This is a genomic window from Bradyrhizobium ontarionense (genome assembly GCF_021088345.1).
GTDB lineage: Bacteria > Pseudomonadota > Alphaproteobacteria > Rhizobiales > Xanthobacteraceae > Bradyrhizobium > Bradyrhizobium ontarionense.
In genome coordinates this window covers 6,787,454-6,808,381 of sequence record NZ_CP088156.1, presented here as the reverse complement: position 1 = coordinate 6,808,381, position 20,928 = coordinate 6,787,454, and the positions used below count along the sequence as shown (strand labels likewise).

Annotated in this window: 17 protein-coding genes; 11 read left to right on the top strand and 6 right to left on the bottom strand. The window is 65.7% G+C overall.

Annotated elements, in window-relative coordinates; translation table 11 throughout:
- Window positions 1-31: 31 nt before the first annotated feature.
- Entirely contained in the window at window positions 32-1,834 is a 1,803-nt protein-coding gene (locus tag LQG66_RS29690) for a long-chain-acyl-CoA synthetase (protein WP_231319388.1), read from the bottom strand.
- A 178-nt stretch (window positions 1,835-2,012) separates the two neighbouring features.
- Here LQG66_RS29690 and LQG66_RS29685 point away from each other — a divergent pair, with 178 nt between their 5' ends.
- Window positions 2,013-3,014: a Bug family tripartite tricarboxylate transporter substrate binding protein gene (locus LQG66_RS29685; protein WP_231319387.1), complete on the top strand. Its 1,002-nt coding sequence runs from the start codon at window positions 2,013-2,015 to the stop codon at window positions 3,012-3,014.
- A 26-nt stretch (window positions 3,015-3,040) separates the two neighbouring features.
- On the opposite strand, the gene htpG is transcribed toward LQG66_RS29685, so the two are convergent.
- Window positions 3,041-4,909, bottom strand: a complete 1,869-nt coding sequence (gene htpG / locus LQG66_RS29680; RefSeq protein ID WP_231319386.1) for a molecular chaperone HtpG — start codon at window positions 4,907-4,909, stop codon at window positions 3,041-3,043.
- Window positions 4,910-5,027: 118 nt separating this feature from the next.
- Entirely contained in the window at window positions 5,028-5,522 is a 495-nt protein-coding gene (locus LQG66_RS29675; RefSeq protein WP_231319385.1) for a MarR family winged helix-turn-helix transcriptional regulator, read from the bottom strand.
- A 140-nt stretch (window positions 5,523-5,662) separates the two neighbouring features.
- Between LQG66_RS29675 and LQG66_RS29670 the strand changes: the two genes are divergently transcribed.
- From LQG66_RS29670 to LQG66_RS29645, 6 genes are all read left to right on the top strand, one after another.
- On the top strand, window positions 5,663-6,205 hold the full coding sequence (locus LQG66_RS29670; RefSeq protein ID WP_231319384.1) for a VOC family protein: 543 nt from the start codon (window positions 5,663-5,665) through the stop codon (window positions 6,203-6,205).
- Between the two features lie 51 nt (window positions 6,206-6,256).
- Window positions 6,257-7,894: an FAD-dependent oxidoreductase gene (locus tag LQG66_RS29665; RefSeq protein ID WP_231319383.1), complete on the top strand. Its 1,638-nt coding sequence runs from the start codon at window positions 6,257-6,259 to the stop codon at window positions 7,892-7,894.
- Window positions 7,891-8,085 (top strand): DUF2783 domain-containing protein, encoded by a 195-nt coding sequence (locus LQG66_RS29660; protein ID WP_231319382.1) that lies wholly within the window; start codon window positions 7,891-7,893, stop codon window positions 8,083-8,085. Before LQG66_RS29665 ends, LQG66_RS29660 begins: the two co-directional genes overlap by 4 nt.
- A gap of 247 nt (window positions 8,086-8,332) precedes the next feature.
- Window positions 8,333-8,989 carry an Mpo1-like protein gene (locus LQG66_RS29655; RefSeq protein WP_231319381.1) on the top strand — a complete coding sequence of 219 codons (657 nt, stop codon included), beginning with the start codon at window positions 8,333-8,335 and terminating at the stop codon, window positions 8,987-8,989.
- Window positions 8,990-9,115: 126 nt separating this feature from the next.
- Complete coding sequence (locus LQG66_RS29650; protein WP_231319380.1) at window positions 9,116-9,526, top strand: hypothetical protein; 411 nt, start codon at window positions 9,116-9,118, stop codon at window positions 9,524-9,526.
- A gap of 623 nt (window positions 9,527-10,149) precedes the next feature.
- The gene (locus LQG66_RS29645) at window positions 10,150-10,584 is read left to right on the top strand and encodes a bleomycin resistance protein (RefSeq protein ID WP_231319379.1); all 435 of its coding nucleotides are present in this window, start codon (window positions 10,150-10,152) and stop codon (window positions 10,582-10,584) included.
- Window positions 10,585-10,597: 13 nt separating this feature from the next.
- Here LQG66_RS29645 and LQG66_RS29640 read toward each other — a convergent pair whose 3' ends face one another.
- From LQG66_RS29640 to LQG66_RS29630, 3 genes are all read right to left on the bottom strand, one after another.
- A complete protein-coding gene (locus LQG66_RS29640; protein ID WP_231319378.1) occupies window positions 10,598-11,080 on the bottom strand; it encodes a hypothetical protein in 483 nt (160 codons plus the stop codon).
- A gap of 139 nt (window positions 11,081-11,219) precedes the next feature.
- Window positions 11,220-11,708 carry a DUF427 domain-containing protein gene (locus LQG66_RS29635; protein WP_231319377.1) on the bottom strand — a complete coding sequence of 163 codons (489 nt, stop codon included), beginning with the start codon at window positions 11,706-11,708 and terminating at the stop codon, window positions 11,220-11,222.
- Window positions 11,709-11,727: 19 nt separating this feature from the next.
- A complete protein-coding gene (locus LQG66_RS29630) occupies window positions 11,728-12,531 on the bottom strand; it encodes an MBL fold metallo-hydrolase (protein WP_231319376.1) in 804 nt (267 codons plus the stop codon).
- Window positions 12,532-12,650: 119 nt separating this feature from the next.
- Here LQG66_RS29630 and atzD point away from each other — a divergent pair, with 119 nt between their 5' ends.
- The 4 genes from atzD to LQG66_RS29610 all read left to right on the top strand — a co-directional run bounded on the left by atzD (window position 12,651) and on the right by LQG66_RS29610 (window position 20,087).
- Entirely contained in the window at window positions 12,651-13,766 is a 1,116-nt protein-coding gene (gene atzD / locus LQG66_RS29625; RefSeq protein WP_231319375.1) for a cyanuric acid amidohydrolase, read from the top strand.
- A 263-nt stretch (window positions 13,767-14,029) separates the two neighbouring features.
- Complete coding sequence (locus tag LQG66_RS29620; RefSeq protein ID WP_231319374.1) at window positions 14,030-16,423, top strand: TonB-dependent receptor; 2,394 nt, start codon at window positions 14,030-14,032, stop codon at window positions 16,421-16,423.
- Window positions 16,424-16,825: 402 nt separating this feature from the next.
- Entirely contained in the window at window positions 16,826-19,354 is a 2,529-nt protein-coding gene (locus LQG66_RS29615) for a TonB-dependent receptor (protein ID WP_231319373.1), read from the top strand.
- Between the two features lie 43 nt (window positions 19,355-19,397).
- Window positions 19,398-20,087 (top strand): Fe2+-dependent dioxygenase, encoded by a 690-nt coding sequence (locus LQG66_RS29610; protein WP_231319372.1) that lies wholly within the window; start codon window positions 19,398-19,400, stop codon window positions 20,085-20,087.
- The last annotated feature ends 841 nt before the right edge of the window (window positions 20,088-20,928 follow it).

Below are 20,928 nucleotides of genomic sequence, written 5' to 3'. Positions count from 1 at the left end.
AATGCCCGTCATGGCCTATGATTAAAATCATCTACAAACGGACCTCGCCAGCCGCGATCCGCGCATAGAGATCACGATCGAGCGCGCGGTAGGCGCCGGTCGCATCTCGCATGTAGAGCGGCTCGCACACGACCGACGGATCGAAGCCGTCACGCATCAATTCCTGCTTCTTCTGCTTGAAGGTCTCCGTGGCCTGCAGCGACGACGTAATGCGCAGCGCCACCGGCTGTGCATAGACCGGCAGGCGGCGGGCAAGCTCGGCCGACAGCACATCACGATCGAACTCCTCATCGACCACCAGCGCGGCCATGCCGGCGCGCCCGTCTGCACCGGGCACGGCCACGCCGTAAGTCGAGGCTTCCACAACGCCCGGACATTGCAGGATCGCTTCATTCACTTCGCTGGTCGCAACGTTCTCGCCCTTCCAGCGGAAGGTGTCGCCGACGCGATCGACGAAGTAGAAGAAGCCCTGCTCGTCCCTGCGCATCAGGTCGCCGGTGCGGAACCAGGCATCGCCCTTGGCGAAGACGTCGCGCAGGATCTTCTTCTCGGTCTCGGCCCCGTCAGTATAGCCCTCGAAGCGGCCGCCGCCTTCGTCCGCCTTTCCGATCCGTCCCACCGCCTCGCCGATCTCGCCACGCGCGCATGGCAGGCAGAGGCCGTCGGGCCCACGCAGCGGCGCACACCGGTCGGCATCGAGCCTGATGATATCAGCCGGAAACCGGTGCGCGAGCAGCGACGGCACGCGGCCGATCGAGCCGACGCGTCCCTCGACGTTGTAGAGCGAGAAATTGCCTTCCGTCGCGGCGTAGAATTCCAGCACCTGCGGGATGGCAAAACGCGACTGGAATGCGTCCCATATGTCGCCGCGCAGGCCGTTGCCGCAGGCGAGCCGCAGCCGATGCGCGCGGTCGAAGTCGGACGGCGGAGCCGCCAGCAGATAGCGGCAGAGCTCGCCGATATACTGGACCAGCGTGCAGTCGTGACGGGTGATGTCGCGCCAGAAATTCCGGGCCGAGAACTTTTCCGCCAGCACCGCCGCGCCACCGGCGCGCAGCATGCTGCAGGGCGCGACGATACCGCCGACGGAATGATAGACCGGCAGGCAGTCGTAAAGGCGATCATCGGGACCGGCGGCGGTGAGCCCGGCGAACCAGCCGCCCCAGTTCAGGATGCGGCGATGGCTGATGCTGGCGGCCTTCGGCAGGCCCGTGGTGCCGGACGTGTAGATCAGCAAGGCGCGGTCGTTGATGGTGATCGCGGGACGCTCGGCCGGCGTGAGTGCATGCGTGTCCGTCGCAGCGAGCGCCGCCTCCAGTTCGCCACCGTCGTGGGTCCATACGCGCGGAGCGCCTGAGATCGGCGGATCTGCACTCGCATAGGCTTCGCGGAATTCTCCCGAGACGATGAGGTGGGACGGCCGTGCGACATTGATGCAATGGGCGAGCGATGAACCTACCAGGTTGGTGTTGATGAGCGCCACGACGCCGCCGACGCGGCTGATCCCGAGCCACGCCGCGAGATAGTCGGGCCGGCTCGGCACCATCAGGGCCACCGTATCGCCGCGACCGATGCCGCCCGCCAGCGCCCAGCGGGCATATTGGTTGATGCGGGCCGCAAGCTCGCGATAGGTGAAGGTCTCGCGATCGGAGATCAGCGCCGGCCGTTCGGGCTGCCGCACGGCCCACTCGTCCACGATGTCGGCAAACAACCTTGCGGGCTCCGCCTCGATGCCCGAGGTCAGCTCGATCGCCTTCAGCCAGATCTTCGCCGTCGACGGCCTGGGACCGGGCGTGATGGGTTCCGCAGATCGGTCCGCGCGCTCGGAGTTCATGGCTGCCACCGCTTCAAAGTCCGGCGCTCTTATAGGTGCGGCCGCCTGCCCAGGCGTTAACCGGCACGGTTAACCGGCCAGAAGTCCGTCGCTGTTGATACGAATGCCATCCTTTACGAAGTACTCGCAAATACCCGTTAGGGTGGCGATCCCAGAACATGCCAACGCGAAGGCCGGCATGACCAAGGACACGACGATCACACGACGTGCGCTGCTGCAATGCGCCGCCTTGAGCAGCGTTGCGGCGATATCTCCAGCCGCGGCGTTCGCCGCGGCCGATGCGCCCTACCCGTCCAGGCCCGTGACCTGGGTCATTCCGTTTGCCCCGGGCGGCGCCACCGGCCGCCTGTCGCTCCTGATCTGCGAGCGGCTCTCGCTGCGGCTGGGCCAGCCTTTCGTGCTCGAACACCGGCCCGGCGCCGGCGGCAATGTCGCCACAAGGAGCGTCGCGAGCGCCGCACCGGACGGCTACACGATCCTCGCCACCTCGACCGCCAACGTCATCAACGCCTCGCGCGATCCGGCGCCGACCACCGCAGAGGGCAACGACGATCTGGTCCCGGTCGCCGGGCTTGCGCGCATGCCGTTGCTGCTCCTGGTCAGCAGGCAATTGCCGGTCAAGACGCTGCCCGAGTTCCTGGCCCATGCCAGGGCCAATCCGGGCAAGCTCACCGTCGGCTCGGCCGGACCGGGCACGGTCCAGCTGCTGTCGGCCGACCTGTTCCGGACCCTCGGCGGGATCACCTGGTCCGTGGTGCACTATCGCGGCTCGGGTCCGGCCCTCACCGACCTCGCGTCGGGCCACATCCACGCCATGTTCGACAACACGGCCGCCGCGGTCGACCTCATTCGCAGCGGCAAGGTTCGGGCGCTCGCCGTCTCGACCCGCGAGCGCGCTGCGGCCTTCCCCGAGCTGCCGCCGGTCGCCGACGTCCTGCCGAGCTTCGAGACGTCCGGCTTCTACGGCGTCGCCGCGCCGCACGGCACGCCACAGGCGATCGTCGATCTGCTCAACCGCGAGATCAACGCGGCACTGGCCGATGCCGAGATCAACAGGCACTTCGCCGAACTCGGCGCCACGCCGATCACCGGAGACAGCGGCGTCTACGCGGCGACCTACCGGGCCGAGGTCATGCACTGGCGCAAGCTCGTCGCCGCGCAGGCGAGCCCGACCAGATAGGCCTTAGCGCCCGCACCGGTCCCGCCTCACGCCCCCGCCACGCCCTGCAGCACGAGCCGGTTGAGCCGCGCCGCGAACGCCGCGGGATCCTCCGGCAATTCACCATCCAGGATCTGCGCCTGCTCGAGCAGCAGGAACGACAGATCGTCGACCTTGGCCTTGTCGGCCGCGGCCTTGGCGACCGCCACGACCAGCGGATGGCGCAGGTTGATCTCCAGGATTGGCTTGGTGCGGGCGCCGCGCGCCTGCTGCGACAGGATGCGCTCCAGCTCACGGTCGGGACCGTGGCTGCCGGCCACCAGACACGAGGCACTGGTGGTGAGCCGGGTCGAGACCTTCACGTCGGTGACGTGCTCGCCGAGGCTCGCCTTGATCAGCGCGATCGTGCTGGCCTCGTCGGCCGCGGGCTGCGCCTCGTCCTCGGCCTTCTCGGTCACCGGGATCGGATCGAAATTGATGTCGCCCTGGCTCAGCGACTTCAGCGGCTTGCCGTCATATTCGAGCCTTGCCGAGGTCCAGAACGCATCGACCGCATCGGTCAGCAGCAGCACCTCGACGCCACGCGCCTTGGCCGCCTCGAGCCGCGGATTGGACTTCAGCCGCTCGATGCTGTCGCCGACCAGGAAGTAGATCTCGGTCTGGTTCTCCTTGAGGCCTTCGACATATTGCTTCAGCGAACGCTTCTCGCCGGTCGTGGTGGTGAAGCGCGCCAGCGCCAGCAGCTTGTCGCGACGCTCGAAATCCTCGTACAGGCCTTCCTTGATGACGGCGCCAAAGGAATCCCAGATTTTGTCGAAGTTCTCGGCGTCCTTGTCGGCGAGCTGCTCCAGCTCGCTGATCACCCGCGTCGTCACCGCCTTGCGGATCTGCACCAGCTGCGGATTGTTCTGCAGCATCTCGCGCGACAGATTGAGCGGCAGATCCTCGCTGTCGATCACGCCACGGATGAAGCGCAAGTATGCCGGCATCAGGTCGGCGTCGTCGGTGATGAAGACGCGGCGGACATAGAGCTTGACCTTGCCCTTGCGCGCCGGCTCGAACAGGTCGAACGGCTTGGTCGCGGGCGCGAACAGCAGGACCGCGTAGGAATAGCGGCCTTCCGCGCGATAGTGCAGCGTCATCGCCGGCTCGTCGAAGGCATTGGCGATCGACTTGTACGCCTTGGCATAGTCCTCCGGCGTCAGCTCGGACTTGGAGCGCTGCCACAGCGCGCTGGCCGAGTTGATCTGGCGCGGCTCGCCCTCCTCCGGCACCAGCATGATCGGGAACTGGATGTTGTCGGAATAGGCGGTGACGATGCGCTCGATCTCGAAAGCTTCGAGATATTTCTTGGCGTCGTCCTTCAGATGCAGCACGATCTCGGTGCCGCGCGCCACCCGCTTGGCCTCCTCCTCGGACGCGGCAGCGACCTCGAAGCCGGCGCCGCCCGACGACGTCCAGGTCCACACCTCATCGCCGCCGGCGCGCCGGCTGATGACGACGATGCGGTCGGCGACCATGAAGGCCGAGTAGAAGCCGACGCCGAACTGGCCGATCAGGCCGGTGCCGTCCTTGGCCTCGGTCAGCTTCTGCACGAAGGCCTTGGTGCCGGAGCGGGCGATGGTGCCGAGATGGTCGATCAGTTCCTGGCGGTCCATGCCGATGCCGCTGTCGGCAATGGTCAGGGTATCAGCAGCCTTGTTCGGGATGATGCGGATCTGCGGCGCCTCGCCGTCGCCGATCAGGTCGGGCTTTGCGATCGCCTCGTAGCGCAGCTTGTCACAGGCGTCGGAGGCGTTCGAAATCAACTCGCGCAAGAAAATGTCGGTCTCGGAGTAGACGGAGTGCACCATCAGATGGAGCAACTCGGAGACTTCGGCCTGGAAGGAATGGCTAACGGTCGCGGTGTCTGTCATCGTCGTGCGTCGGCCCATGCTGGCAATGAGGGAGAGACCGTCGATATAGCGTGGCGGCGGCGCCGATCAAGCCTCTGATCAAGCATTGCGAGCACCCATCCGGACCCGTGGCAGTTGTTCATGCCGACCGGTCCGTCGCGCTCAGGAGCTTGTCGATGACCGTATTGAGGGTGGCGACCTCCTCCCGCGTGAGCACGTCGAGCAGGTCGGCCTCGCGCGCCAGCGCATAGGGCACGATTTTGCGATACAGCGCCCGCCCGGCGGCCGAAAGCGTCACGATCCGTTCGCGCCCGTCCTCCGGATCGCGGCTCCGGGTGACAATGCCGCGCACCTCCAGGCTCTGCATGGCGCGGCTGACATTCATCTTGTCGAGCGTCGTCAGGCGGCCGATCTCCTTGGTCGGCAACCGCGGCTGCTCGCCCAGCGCCGCCAGGATCCGCCACTCCTGCCGCGACAGCGCAAACCGGTCGGCATAGACCTCCGCCACCGCCAGCGACACCTGCTCGGCGAGGCGGGCCAGCCGATAGGGAAAGTAGCGCTGCAGTCTGAGCTCGTGCTCGGTGGTCCCCTCGCCGTCTGTCCGGTCTCGGGTCTCATTGACCGCCTTCGTCATCGCATCCCCTGCCCTCGTTCGTTCCAGGCGCTCGCCCCTGGCGACCTCAATCCGATCCCGATCGGGTTGATCTGGATCAAAGCCACCAGATCGTATCATCCGTTACTATCATGCCAACCACGAACACGGGAGGAGAAGACATGCAGATCGAGAAGATCCATCACGTCGCCTATCGCTGCGTCGACGCCAAGGCGACCGTCGAGTTCTACAAGAAGGTCCTCAACATGGACCTGCTCGGCGCGATCGCCGAGGACCGCGTGCCCTCGACCAAGGCGCCCGATCCCTACATGCACATCTTCCTCGATGCCGGGAACGGCAACATCCTGGCCTTCTTCGAGCTGCCGAACTCGCCGCCGATGGGCCGCGATCCCAATACGCCGGAATGGACCCAGCACATCGCCTTCCAGGTCAAGGACATGGATGAGCTGGAGGAAGCCAAGGCGCGCGCCGAAGCCGCCGGCCTCGACGTCGTCGGCATCACCGACCACACCATCTTCAAGTCGATCTATTTCCATGATCCCAGCGGCCATCGGCTGGAGATCGCGGCCTGGACCGCAACGCCCGAGCAAATCGGCCGGATGAAGTCGGTCGCCCACGCCATGGTCGACGAATGGGCCACCACCAAGAAGCCGCCGCGGCACACCGCCTGGATGCACGAGAAGGAATTCGCCGGCGTCGACTGAGCGATCGCTCGATCCGACAACTCCGACCGCAACGCGCCAGGCGAGGCAGCCATGAGCAATTATGTCTATCCGCGATTTCCTTACGTCTGCTCGGCGGAGCAGCGCAGCGGCACGATCCGCCGCCACCCGGTCGTCGTGATCGGCGCCGGGCCCATTGGGCTTACGGCCGCGCTCGATCTTGCCGCCCACGGCCAGCCGGTCGTCGTGCTCGACGACAACGACACGGTCAGCATCGGCTCGCGCGCCGTCTGCTATGCCAAGCGCCCGCTCGAGATCTGGGACCGGCTCGGCTGCGCCGCACCGATGGTCGACAAGGGCGTCAGCTGGAACATCGGCAAAGTGTTCTTCCGCGACCAGCTTTCCTACCAGTTCGACCTGCTGCCCGAGCCCGACCATCGCTGGCCGGCGATGATCAACCTGCAGCAATACTATCTGGAGGAGATCCTGGTCGACGCCTGCGACCGGAGCCCGCTGGTCGATCTGCGCTGGAAGCATCGGCTGGTCAGCCTGAAGCATACCGACGACTGCGCTGACCTCGCGGTGGAGACGCCCGACGGCATCTTCACCATGGAGGCGCAATGGGTGGTCGCCTGTGACGGCGCCAATTCGGACACGCGGCGCATGGTCGGCGCCGAGTTCAAGGGCCAGTTCTTCCAGGACCGCTTTCTCATCGCTGATGTGAGAATGAAGGCGGAGTTCCCGACCGAACGCTGGTTCTGGTTCGATCCGCCGTTCCATCCGGGGCAGTCGGTGCTGCTGCATCGCCAGTCCGACAACATCTGGCGCATCGATTTCCAGCTCGGCTGGGACGCCAATCCGGACGAGGAGAAGACACCCGAGCGCGTGATCCCGCGCATCCGGGCGATGCTGGGCGAGACCACCGAATTCGAGCTGGAATGGGTGTCGATCTATCAGTTCGCCTGCCGGCGCATCGACAATTTCCGCCACGGCCGCGTGCTGTTCGCCGGCGATGCCGCGCATCAGGTGTCGCCGTTCGGCGCCCGCGGCGCCAACACCGGAGTCCAGGACATCGACAACCTCGCCTGGAAGCTGGCGCTGGTGCTGCGCGGCGAGGCGCCCGAGCGCCTGCTCGACAGCTACCACGAGGAGCGTGCCTTTGCCGCCGACGACAACATCCTGAACTCGACACGGGCGACCGACTTCATCACGCCGAAGACGCAAGCGAGCCGCACCTTCCGTGACGCCGTGCTCGACCTTGCGCAGCATCACGCTTTCGCGCGGCCGCTGGTCAACAGCGGGCGACTGTCGACGCCGACGCCCTACGTCGCCTCCTCCTTGAACACGCCGGACAGCGCAAGCTTCCCCAGCGCCATGACGCCCGGCACCAATGCGGCCGACGCGCCGGTCACGATCGCGGGCCAGCCCGGCTGGTTCCTGAACTGCCTCGGCGCCGGCTTCACCGTGGTTACTTTCGACGGCACGGTGACGGCCGAGGAGCTCAGCATCGACGGCATCGCGGCCAGAGCCATCGTCGTCGGCCGCGACATTGCCGATGCCAAAGGGCTGCTCACGGAGCGCTACGGCGCCTCGCCGGGCACGACCTATCTGTTCCGGCCCGATCACTACGTCACCGCCCGTTGGACACGCTTCGACGAGGCCGCAATCGCCGATGCCATCCGGCGCGCCTGCGGCCAGCGCAGCGCGTCAAAGCAGGAGCTTGCCGCATGAGCCTGACCCTTGCTCCGAACATCAGCGATCCCGACGACTTCTATGCCGAGCTGATCGGCGGCCAGCGCGAGCTCAGCGAGGACGAGGCCTTGCGCATGAACGCAAGGCTGGTGCTGCTGCTCGCCAACCATATCGGCGACCGCGCGATCCTCAGCGAGGCGATCCGGCTGGCGCGCTCGCCCGGCGGCTGAGGCAGACAGCAACACACCGCATCGGCGTGCGGTTTTGATCCCGATCAATGCCGCACGCTGGCCTGTTACGGCAGAGACAGCGATCACCCGGAGATTCGCCTGCCACGGGCGTGGCCGTTCGTCGGCGCTGTGGGCGGGCTCCAATCCGCGACCGGTCGGTTTCATTGTGACAACATCATAATGTCACGCCACCTTCACTGAAGCGCTCTACGCCTCCGTCTCGTTCCACAACCGCACGGGGATTCGCATGCCGCGCTACTACAAGACCCTGCAGACGCAGCGCTTCGACGACTACCGCTACTATCATCAGAGCCGGATCAATCAGACGCTGCACCTGATCAGCGCCGTGATCTTCCTCGTCTGCTACGCGCTGCTGTTCAAGGATCCGGCGATGGCCGGCCTGGTCGGCTGGCTCGCGATGCTGACGCGGCAGACCGGGCACTTCTTCTTCGAGCCGAACGGCTACGATCACGTCAACGACGTCACCAACGACTACAAGGAATCGGTCAAGGTCGGCTACAATCAGACCCGCAAGATCGTCCTGCTCACGGTGTGGGGCCTGGTGCCGGTCGCGCTGTTCGCGTTTCCGACGCTGTTCGGCCTGTTCGCCGAACCGGCTGGCCGGATGGACTTCGTCCGTCACGTCGGCGTGCTGTGGCTCGGCGTCGGCATCGGCGGCGGCCTGTTCCGCGTCATCCAGCTGTTTGCGACGCAGGATGTTTCCACCGGCCTGATCTGGGCGTTCAAGGTGCTGACCGACCCGTTCCACAACATCGCGCTGTATTGGAAGTCGCCGCTCGCCTTGCTGCGCGGCGAGCTGATCGACCCGACCATCAAGCACGCATCGCATTGGGGTGCCGAGGCCGAGGACGCGGAGGCCGAGGAGGCTACGCACCTCACCTGACACACGGCGCGAGTTCCCACCGCCTGTCGCCCGGGCGGTGGGAACGAGCTTCGACGCCCGCCACATGGAACGACTTTCCTGCTGCGCAGTTGCGGCCTCAGTGCTGGTGGTCTTCAGGAGCTCCCCATGTGTGACTACAGTCTGCATACCGTTGCCTCCCGTGATGCCCAAGTCTCCGACGTGCTGGTCTCCTGTCGCTTTCCGAGCACGGAGACGCGCGGCTTCTGCACCAAGGACGATCCCTTGACCGCGGTATGCCTGCGTCCGGGCACCGAACTCGCCTTCGACGACGACGTCCGCATCAAGGGCTTTTTCTTCCGCCGCAAGGTTGGCGCCCATCTCGCCCGCTTCCGCCAGGTCGACACGGACAAGCTGACCGAGCATCACGACGCGCTCGAATTTTCCAACGGCCGCATCGTCAAGGTCACCGACCTCGCCGCCGGCCAGCGCGCCCGCGTGTTGCAGATGCCGGCCGATCCGGCCACCAGGCGCACCCCGGTGCCGCTCACGATCGAGCTGCGCGCGACCCAGCTCTGAGCAGTTCGGCATGGATGACGGCAGCCAGCTGAGTGCGCTGCCGTCCCCCATGATGGGATGACGCGTCGGTCCTTGGTACGTGTGGGTGCGCTGACATCGTGCCCATGCGTGATCGCGATCTCGCGGCCCATCGGGCCCGAGTGATGCGGCAGTGATGTCCCTCTCGAAAAACGAGAGGGCGCAGGGAAGGCCGGACCTCGGCTGAGGCCCGTGGCCCCCGTGCGAAAGAAATGCACGGGGCAGGAACCACAGGTACAGCCGGATGACCCGGCCCTCCCTGCGCGATCGGTTTTAACGGTGTCCTTCGTGCTCTCCCTGGGGATCGGCTTTCTTGCCCCCATCGCCCGCGCGAGCCGTCACAGCATCACTCGCGAACTTGACCTCAGCGTCGAGAGGCCAGGACCACACGACTTCGCCGTCCGTGACGCCTGCGCTCGTCTGGCGCCGCGTTCACGTCCATCGCAGCCCACCTCCACGTTCGTGACGACGCGTACGTCCCTCTGCACGAGGCGGGATGGGCGGAGATAATCACGATTTCGGAAAAATAGCAATAAGAATCTTGCTCCGTCGGACAAGCCAAACGCCGTGGCTCTCGCGCGCGCTGCCGGCTATGGTGGTACGGTATGACCGTCTCCTCCGACAGATTGCCCACCGGTGGCTTCGCTCCTCTCGTCCCCGAGCTGGACGTCAGCGATCTCGGTGCGAGCAAGAGCTTCTGGTGCGACCTGCTGGGCTTTCGGATCGCCTATCAGCGTCCCGAAGACCGCTTCATGTATATCGAGTTGCAGGGCGCGCAGGTGATGCTGATGCAGCACAACGGTAATTGGGAGACCGGCCCCCTCGAACGACCGTTCGGACGGGGTATCAATTTCCAGATCGTCGTTGATGACGTCGATCCAATGCTGGCGGCACTTGCGCAAGCGAACTGGCCGCTATTCGAGAAATGCCGCGAGGCCTGGTATCGTGTCGGCGAACGTGCTCGCGGCCAACGCCAGTTTCTGGTTCAGGATCCCGACGGTTACCTGCTCCGGTTCGCGCAGGACCTGGGATTGAGATAGGCGCCTTGCTCTCTCAATCCGGCAGGTTCGTGAACCGCGGGCGCCAGACGCCCAGAATGACGTTGACGGTAGCGACGCCGAGCATGACCCAGATGGCGCCCTGCTCGGTGCCGAAGGACGGCGCGAGCGTGGCCGGATCGATCTGGCCGGCGACGGCGCGCGCGGCCTCCTCCGCCGCCTCCTGCATCGGCCCCTGCACCGCGGCAAAGCCCCATTCGAAAACCAAGATGCCCGAGGCCAGCTTGGCGAGCGCCCAGCCGGCGCTGTGCAGCGCGCGATTGATGGCGATGGCGAGCAGGCCGGCGATCAGGGTCAGGCCGAGCGAGGGGAAGAACACGTAGCGGACGATGGCGCCCATCGCCGCGCGCATCTCGGCGTAGTGCGACAGCGACTCGGAAGGCTGCGGAATCATGCCGAGCAGCACGACCAGGCAGGCCATCGCGCCCATCATGCCGATCGCGCCCATCGTGTGCAGGAACTTCATCAACCGTCGCATGGCATTTCCCCCGGCGTCGTGAAGATGAGATCAGTGATGGCAAGGGGTCGTGTCCTCGCCACGCCCAAGACCGGCCGCGCTGCGCGAGCAGCCGGCTGGGACCGATATCCTATACGATCAGGCTCGGCGGTTGGATCAGCTACCAGTGCCGCGTGCCGGGCGCGCCCTTGAACGGGCCGACCACGGCCGAGGTGATCCAGCCGCCGTAGAAGTCGCCCTGTTGCGCTGCGACGCGCTCATCGCCGACGAAGCAGGACTCGACGCGCGAGGCGTAGAAAGCAAGATGTCCGGCGATCGCTGCGAAGGACAGCGTCGGCTGCTCGTAGCTCCAGGCCGCCTGCTCGGATACGCGGCCGTCGGCCTCGACCGTCCAGTAGCTCGCGACGCCCTTGAACTCGCAGAACGAACGGCCAGGCGCGCGCCGCAGCAATTGCATCGCAACGTGCTGCGGCGGGAGGTAGTAGACCGGCGGATGGCTGGTCTCGAGCACGCGGTAGCCATCCTGTGTGTCGGCGATCGTGACGCCGGCGAACACGACGCGCAGCCGCGCCTCGCAGCGCTCCAGCCGCGGCGGCCGCGGATAGTCCCAGACGGATTCCTGCCCGGGCCCGGGCGGCACACGCTGCATGGCGATGTCTCCAGCAAGCTCAGGCGATCGCCGCGAGATAGCGCGCGACCGAGCGCTCGAACGCCGGTTTCGCACCGGTCGCGATGTTCTTCTGCCACCACGCGCCGTAGATGCGGTCGAAGGCCAGCGGCGCGACGGCGGCGGCGATCCGGCGCACGGCGGCGGCGCCGAGCGGGATGTAGTTCGGATAGGAGTACATGAAGCTCACATGGCGGCGATCCATGGCGACCATGGCGATGTCGCCGGTGAACAGCGCGCCCTTGCCATCAGCGCCTTTGCGCCAATGCAGCACGGTGGCGCCGGCGAAATGCCCGCCGGTCCGCAGCAGCACGACATCATCCGAGATGGCCAGACGGTCGCCGGTCCACGGCACGATGGCGGGATGCGGCCGGGTGACGAAGTCCCGGTCGTCGCCATGGAGATAGATGGGCACAGCGCCGAAGGCCTCGCTCCAGTCGGCCACCGCGCCATAGAAATGCGGGTGGGACACCGCGATGGCCTTCAGCCCGCCGAGCGAACGCACCTGGGCGACGGCCGCCTCCGTCGCCAGCGGAATGCAATCCCACATCACGCAGCCGTCGGGCTCTGGAATCAGCAGCGCGCGCTGGCCGATCGCGAAGCTCGGGTCGAGGCCAAGGCCGGTCACGCCGTCGTCCTCGCGCCAGACGACCTGACGGCGGGCGGAGAGCTCGTCGCGGCTGAGAAAGCTCTGCCCGCTCCAGTTCACGAACTGGCGCTCCTCGTCGCAGATCTTGCACGCGGCCGGCGGCGAGGCCGTATCGGGAAACTGCGCGCCGCATTGAAAGCAGGTCCAGAGAGGCATGGTCACCGCCATCCGACTTCGGGAAGCGGCGACCTTAGCATGCCGGCCATCCCGCAACACGGTCGCGCGCAGCTTCGTGATTGCCTACTGTTCCGAGACTGCACACAGGAGTTTGAAACATGCCGACCGCCTCGCGCTGCGCTCACGTCCACCGCCTGCCGATGCGGAGCCCGGATGACGTCAGCGCGCTGGAAGCTGCGATCGCGGAGGGCGGCATCGACCCGGCCGGCATCGTCGCCATTCTCGGCAAGACGGAGGGCAATGGCTGCGTCAACGACTTCACCCGCGCCTTCGCCGTGCGGTCGCTCGAAGCGCTGCTCGAAAAACATCTCCCGACCGAGGCCTTGCGCCGGATCGCCATGGTGATGTCGGGCGGCACCGAGGGCGCGCTGTCGCCGCACATGATCGTGTTCGAGGCACGCGAGGCCCGCGATGACACGCCGCGCGCGTTCGTCAAATCGCTGGCGCTCGGCCGGGCGCAGACACCCCCGCTTGCGGGGGAGCATCTCGGCCGCATGCAGCAGGTCGAGCAGGTCGCGGCCGGCGTAACGGCCGCCATCAAGGATGCCGGCATCAGCGATCCCGCCGACGTCCACTACGTCCAGGTGAAATGCCCGCTGCTGACGATGGAGCGGATCGAGGCCGTGGACGCGCGCGGGCTACGCACGGCCGTGCGCGACACGTTGAAGTCGATGGGATTTTCGCGCGGCGCCTCCGCGCTCGGGGTGGCGGTCGCGCTCGGCGAGCTGACGCTGTCCGATCTGTCCGACGCGATGATCTGTTCGGACTATGCGCGCTACAGCGAGCGCGCCGCGACGTCGGGCGGAGTCGAGCTACTCGACCATGAGATCATGGTGGCCGGCATGTCCGCGGCCTGGACCGGGCCACTCGCCATCGATCATGCCGTCATGCGCGACGCCATCGACATCGAGCCCGCGCGTGCCGCCCTCGCCCGGCTCGGGCTGGCTGTGCCTGGCCAGGTGCCGGAGGCCGGCCGCGGCCGCATCGCCGCCGTGCTCGCCAAGGCCGAGGCGGCGCAGAGCGGCAAGGTGCGCGGCCGAAGGCACACGATGCTGGACGACAGCGACATCTCCTCGACCCGCCATGCCCGGGCCTTCGTCGCCGGCGCGCTGGCCGGGCTGTTCGGCTTCACCGACCTGTTCGTCTCCGGAGGTGCCGAGCATCAGGGACCGGACGGCGGCGGGCCGATCGCGATCATCGTCGACAGGACCTGAACGAGAGCCGCCGAACGACGTCGTTCCGGACGAGCGCCCTCGGGTCGATGCGCACGGTAATATTGAACCGTTTAGTGCCACCAACGCACTAGATGCGACTGATTATCACATGCATTAGGTAACATCGTCCCAGTGCTGCCACCGGCGGAACCAGCTTTAGTCGAGTTTCGAGCCACTGTTGAGAACCATTCGCATTTGGCGGATCCAACCGCCGAACATGCGAACCGAGGTTCAGTTCTGTGTAACCAGTGGGGTGGTCGATTATGGCTAAAGCCGTCTTTCCAGCAAGCTTGCGCGGGGGCCTCGCGCACCAATGGGAGCCCGCTTCCGATAGATCGGGGATGAAAGTGTCGGCGGTCGCGGGCCTGATTGTCGTGGCGTCGTTCTCGGGTGCCGAGGCGCAGCAGGCGCCGCTGCCATCCGTCACTGTCGACGCCCCGGCAGCGCGGGCCAAGCCGGCGGCCTCGCGACCCACTGCCGACCAGGTGCGCGCCCGCAGCGCGCTGCGCCGGGCGGCCCGCCAGCCGCAGCAGCAGCCGGCGCCTGCCGGCCCGCAGACCCCGCCCGACGCCAACCCCTATGCGGATGCGGCCGCGCCCTACAAGGTCGACCGCGTGGCGTCCGGCAAATTCACCGAGAAGCTGGTCAACACGCCGAAGACCATCACCGTGATGAGCAAGGAGGTGCTGGAGGACAAGCACGTCACGACCTTGAAGGAGATCGGCCGCTCGACCGCGGGCGTGACGCTCGGCTCCGGCGAAGGCGGCAACGCCTTCGGCGACCGCTTCTTCATCCGCGGCTTCGACGCACGCAACGACATCTTCATCGACGGCATCCGCGATCCCGCCGTCTCGGTGCGCGAGAACTTCTTCACCGAGCAGGTCGAGATCCTGCGCGGACCGGCCTCGGCCTATGCCGGACGCGGCACCGCCGGCGGCGCCATCAACATCATCACCAAGCAGGCCGGCGACCGCAATTTCTACAACGCGGAGTCGACGCTCGGCACCGACCAGACCAAGCGCGTGACGCTCGACGTCAACCAGACGATCTCGCCGACCTTCTCGGTGCGCACCGGCGGCCTGTTCCAGGACGCCAACGTCGCCGGCCGCGATCACGTCACCGACGACCGCTGGGGCGGCTTCGTCTCGACGAAGTGGACACCGACCGATTCGCTGAAGGTCACGACCAACTACGTCCACACCGATCTCAGCGGCTATCCGGATTTCGGCGTGCCGTTCTACAAGCAGGGCAACATCCCGGTGACCTCGGCCGGCATCCCGCGCGAGACCTGGTACGGCTTCCTCAACCGCGACTTCCAGGCGGCGCGGCAGGATTTCGGCACACTGGCGGCCGAGCTGAAACTCAACGACGCGATCACGCTCAGCAGCAAGCTGCGTGGCGAGCATTCGGAGCTCAACTACATCGGCACGCTGCCCAATACGACGGTGGCGGGAACGGCGAGCCCCGACCCGACCAAATGGTTCTTCAACGCGAGTCCGCAGAGCCGCTTCCAGACCGTCGACAACTGGGCCAACCAGAACGATGCGACGATCAAGTTCAACACCGGTCCGGTCAAGCACACGACGGTGGTCGGCACCGAATTCTCCAAGGAGAACATCTCGATCGACCGCTACGCCGGGCTGACCTCGGAGGCGTTCGGCAACCAGGGCACCGCAGGTGGCGCGCTGCAGAACCAGAGCATCTTCAGCCCCGGCTACACCAACCTGCCGTTCGCGACCGTGCCGTTCCTGACCGGAAATCCGACGCGCTACGACGTCGACAGCAAGAGCGCCTATGTCATCGACACCGCGAACTGGCGCGACGTGATCATCCTCACCGGCGGGCTGCGCTACGACGGCTATGCGATGCGCTCGTCAAACAACACGAGCTCGACCACGGTCGATTCCGACCTGATCAACTACAATGTCGGCCTGGTCTACAAGCCGATGCCGATCGGCAGCCTGTACGCGGCCTATGCGACCTCGGCCAATCCGTTCGGCTCGGAGCTCGACGGCACCGCGACGGATTACGGCGGCATCCCGCCGAACAGCACCATCATCCTCGGCCCCGAACGCAACAAGGGCGCCGAGATCGGCACCAAATGGGAGCTGGTCGACCGTCATCTGCTGGTGACCGGCGCGCTGTTCCAGACCGTCAAGGAGAATGCGCGCGAGACCGTCAACGGCCTGCTGACATCAGGCGCGGCCTATCGCATCCAGGGCATCGACATCGAGGCGGAGGGCAGGCTCACCGACCGCTGGAGCATCTTCGGCGGCCTGGTGCTGATGCAGTCGAAGGTGACGCAGAGCGGCGTCGCCTCCAACACCGGTCTGCAGCTCGCCAATATCGCGCACCAGTCGCTGAGCGTGCTCACGAAATACAAGTTCGACGACGGCTGGGAGATCGGCGGCCAGGCGGTGTACCGCTCGAAGGTGTTCGGCGGCACCTTCGCGGCCAACACCGGCAACGAGCTGCCGAGCTACTGGCGCTTCGATGCGTTCGTGGAGAAGCAGATCGACAAGAACTGGAGCATGAAGGTCTACGCCCAGAACCTCACCAACCAGCTCTATTACGATACCTTCTATCGCAGCAACGTTCCCTTCACTGCGGTCGCGCCCGGACGGGCTTTCTACCTGATCACGACCGCAAAGTTCTGAATCGGGGCCGCGCCTCCGTCAGGAAACAATACCGCCGGATTCCCGCCGCATCCCTCGATGCGGCGGGAGAAGAGACCCCACGGGCCATCGTCGGCTGAGACATTACGACGCACGGTAGCGGCCCTGGAGACGGTATCGTGGTCAGGCTTTCTCCCATCAGCAATTGAACAACGGATCAGAGCTCAACCAGGAGGTTTCGAGTGTTGCTGTGACGCGACATTTTGCGATCAATTGTTATTCTCAGACATCGATCGAAACCTTTCTCATTCTAGCCACCTGCGGAACCCACTTTTGGTCCGATTGCCTTTGAGTTTGCCACTCGTTCGCAATTGGATCAGGCCGATTGCGCGCAAACCAACGAACCCAAGAACAAGTATTGCGTAGCGAGTGGGGTAGTCGAATATGGGTAAGGCAGTCTTTCCAAGAAGCTTGCGCGGGACGATCGCGCCCGAGGGATATCCATCTTCGGACGTTTCCGGCGTCACGGTATCGGCGGTGGCCGGCCTGATCGCGGTCGCTTCCTTCACCAGCGCCGAAGCCCAGCAGGCGCCTCTGCCGTCCGTCAACGTCGAAGCTCCGGCCGCCCGTCCCAAGCCGGCGGCGTCGCGGCCCACGGCCGACCAGATCCGGGCACGAGATGCGCTGCGCCGCGCGGCCCGTCAGCAGCAGCAGCAACAGGCAGCGGCGCCGAAGCCCACTCTGCCGGCCGACCGCAATCCCTATTCGAGCCCGGCGTCGCCCTACAAGGGCGAGCGCCTGCAGGCCTCCGGCAAGTTTCCGGAGCCGCTGCTCAACACGCCGAAGACGGTGACGGTGCTGAGCAAGGAAATCCTGGCGGACAAGAACTCCACCAGCCTCCGGTCCGCCGTGCTCTCAACCGCCGGCGTGACGCTCGGAACCGGCGAAGGCGGCAACGCGTTCGGCGACCGCTTCTTCATCCGCGGCTTCGACGCCCGCAACGACGTCTTCATCGACGGCGTCCGCGACGGCGGCGTCAGCGTGCGCGAAAACTTCTTCACCGAGCAGGTCGAGATCCTGCGCGGCCCGGCCTCGTCCTTCGCCGGACGCGGCACGACCGGCGGCGCGATCAACATCGTGACCAAGCAGGCCACGACCGAGAACAGCTTCTACAACATGGACAGCACGCTCGGCACCGACAAGACCAAGCGCATCGTCATCGACGTCAACCAGAAGATCACGCCCACCTTCGCCGCGCGCGTCGGCGGGATGTTCCAGGATGCCGGCGTGGCGGGGCGCGACTACGTCACCGACAATCGCAATGGCGGCTTCATCTCGACCAAGTGGACGCCGCTGGACACCGTGACCCTGTCCACCAACTACGTCCACAGCGAGGTGACCGGTCGTCCGGACTTCGGCGTGCCGTACTACCGGCCGAGCACGCTCGCTGCCGGCGCGCCGTTCCCCGAGGTTGGCTCCTCCCGCAACAACTGGTACGGCTTCGTCAACCGCGACTTCTCGCGCATCGGCCAGGACATCGGCTCGTTCAATGCCGAGGTGAAGGTCACGCCCGACCTGACGATCTCCGACAAGGTCCGGGTGTCGCGCTCGACCCTGAACTACATCGGCACGCTGCCTGAAGGCGCCACGCTCACCGACCCGCTGTCCAACTCGGTCATTAGGGCCAACCCGCAGAGCCGCTTCCAGCAGACCGACGTGCTCGCCAACCAGCTCGAGGCGACGTACAAGTTCGACACCGGCGCCTTCAAGCACACGCTGCTCGCGGGCCTCGAAGTCTCGCAGGAAAAGGCACTCATCAACAGCTACACCGGCCTGACCTCCGAGCAGCAGGGCCTGCCGTTCTCGGGGACCGGATCGCTCTCCACCGTGAGCGTGTTCAATCCGCAGTTCACCAACCTGCCGTTCGGCATCCCGTCGCTGAGCCAGTTCCCGACCAACATCAAGATCGATACGGCGAGCGTCTATGCGCTCGACAGCGTCAACTACCGGGATCTGGTGATCCTCAACGGCGGCATCCGCTACGACAAGTACGACGTCCGGGTCGACGGCTTCGGCACCGTCAACGGCGTCGCCAACGTGCCGGGCTCGACGTCGGCGGACAGCGGCATGCCGAACTTCAACCTCGGCATCGTGTTGAAGCCGGTGCCCTATGCCAGCTTCTATGCGGCCTATGCCACCTCGTCCAACCCGGTCGGCGCGGAATTCGACGGCCTCAGCACGCAATATGGCGGCCTCTCTGCGGTCACCAATGGCGGTGCCAGCCAGATCTTCGGGCCTGAGAAGAACACCTCCATCGAGATCGGAACCAAGTGGGAGCTGCTCGACCGACGGCTGCTGGTCACCGCGGCGCTGTTCCAGACCGAGAAGGAGAATGCCCGCGAGTCGCGCAACATCACCGCGACCACGGCGACGGCGGATTGCCCCTATCCGGCGGGCACCACCGGTACCGTGCCGTGTCTCTCGGCCGGCGCCGCGTACCGTATCCGCGGCATCGACCTGCAGGCAGGCGGCAAGCTGACCGACAAATGGAGCATCTTCGGCGGCCTCGTGCTGATGCAGTCCGAGGTGACCAAGTCGAACGTCCCGCCGGCCAACACGGCGCTGTTCACCAGCAATGTCGGCCTGCAGCTCGCCAACACCGCGCACCAGTCGTTCAGCCTGCTGACCAAGTACCAGATCAACGACACCTGGGAGATCGGCGGCCAGGCCGTGTACCGCTCGAAGATCTTCGGCGGCACCTTCCTCGCGGCCAACCAGGGCACCGAGCTGCCAAGCTACTGGCGCTTCGATGCCTTCGCGGAAGCCAAGATCGACAAGAACTGGACCGCCAAGGTGTTTGTTGCCAACATCTTCGACAAGCTCTACTACGACGCGCTCTATCAGAGTGCCACGCCATTCGTGCTCGTCGGTCCGGGAAGAAGCGCATCGGTCGTCCTGTCAGGACACTTCTGATCGCAGACCACCCAGCCGGGGCACACATCGAGTTCATGAGTTCATGCTGATCTGTGTCCCCGGAATTTTGAGCAAAGACGATGTGGCGGAGTTCCGCCGCATCATGGATTCAAGCAACTGGGAGGACGGCCGCTCGACCGCCGGCGCCCAGTCGGCCATGGTCAAGCGCAACGAACAGTTGCCGCCCGACAGCGAGGTGGCGCGCAAGCTTGGCCACCGCATCATTTCGGCGATGACCGCCAGCCCGCGCTTTCTCGCCGCCGCCATTCCGCAGCAGATCTTTCCGCCGCTGTTCAACCGCTACGCCGCGGACGGAGGCCATCATTTCGGCATTCACGTCGACAACGCCGTGCGTGGCGACAAGCTCACCGGCCTGCGCATCCGCACCGATCTCTCGGTCACGCTGTTTCTCTCCGAACCCGACGAGTATGACGGCGGCGAGCTCGTCGTTGAGGACCTCTACGGCTCGCACGAGGTGAAGCTGCCGGCGGGCGACCTCGTGCTCTATCCCGCCTCGAGCCTGCACATGGTCACGCCGGTGACGCGCGGCGTCCGCGTCGCCTCGTTCTTCTGGCTGCAGAGCATGATCCGCGATCCCTTGGCGCGCAGCATGATCTTCGATCTCGACACGACGATCCAGGGATTGTCGCAGCGGCTCGGACGCGATGATCCGGAAATGGTGCGGCTGACGGGCCTCTATCATAACCTGATCCGGTACTGGGCCGAGACCTGAGCCGCCGCTTCGATCGGGCCTGCGGCACCGGCGCTCCGGCCTGAGCCCATCTCCCGGCTTCTTCCTCTCGCTCTCCAGGACCTCGCTCACTTCACGTCATTCACCTCCGTCGGCCACGAGCCGGATTGCACCCGCAGATGCAATCCGGCTCGTTTCGTTTGCAGAGTTCTCTCTTGCCGTATCGGCGACAAGAGGCGGCAGTTGCGGAAGCCGACAGCCACAGGTCACGATCGGAATTTAGTTCGGCGCTTTCCACCTCGCTCCGCCCATCCACGCCTTTGGAGGACTGGGAACGAGACCTGGATGGCCGGGACGAGCACGGGCACGACGATTAATCAATGAGCAGGTTTCCTTGTCACGACCTTGCATCGTCGTCACATGCGTCGCCGTGCCCTTCAATCAGCCGGCAGTCACACGGGGTCCAAGTTTGTGCTCGGCTCGTTCCACGCCGTCGTAGCTGCGCGCGTATTGGTCATCCACGTCGTTGAAGCCATTGGAAAAAATCTTGGCCCGTCCGGACCGCGGCTGGGCAATGACAAGCAAGCATCGACAACGGCATGATTCGTTCTCGCGCCTCTGCCTCGCCCCGCGTACGCTTCGCGAACCCGCGATCCCTATTGTTCGAGCCGTCTTGATGGATCGCCCGCGCGCGGCGATCGGATCGCGCGGCCTGCGCAGCTTTTCGAACGGTTGGATTCACGCGTGTCGGCTCGGATCTCGCCGCTCCTCCATCGCGCCGAACGACATCGTGATTCGAAAGCGGTTCGGGATGAGACCTGCGACAACCAAGCCGGAACACAATGCCGGCGCCGACTAATTAGAATTGATGGAAGGACGAACG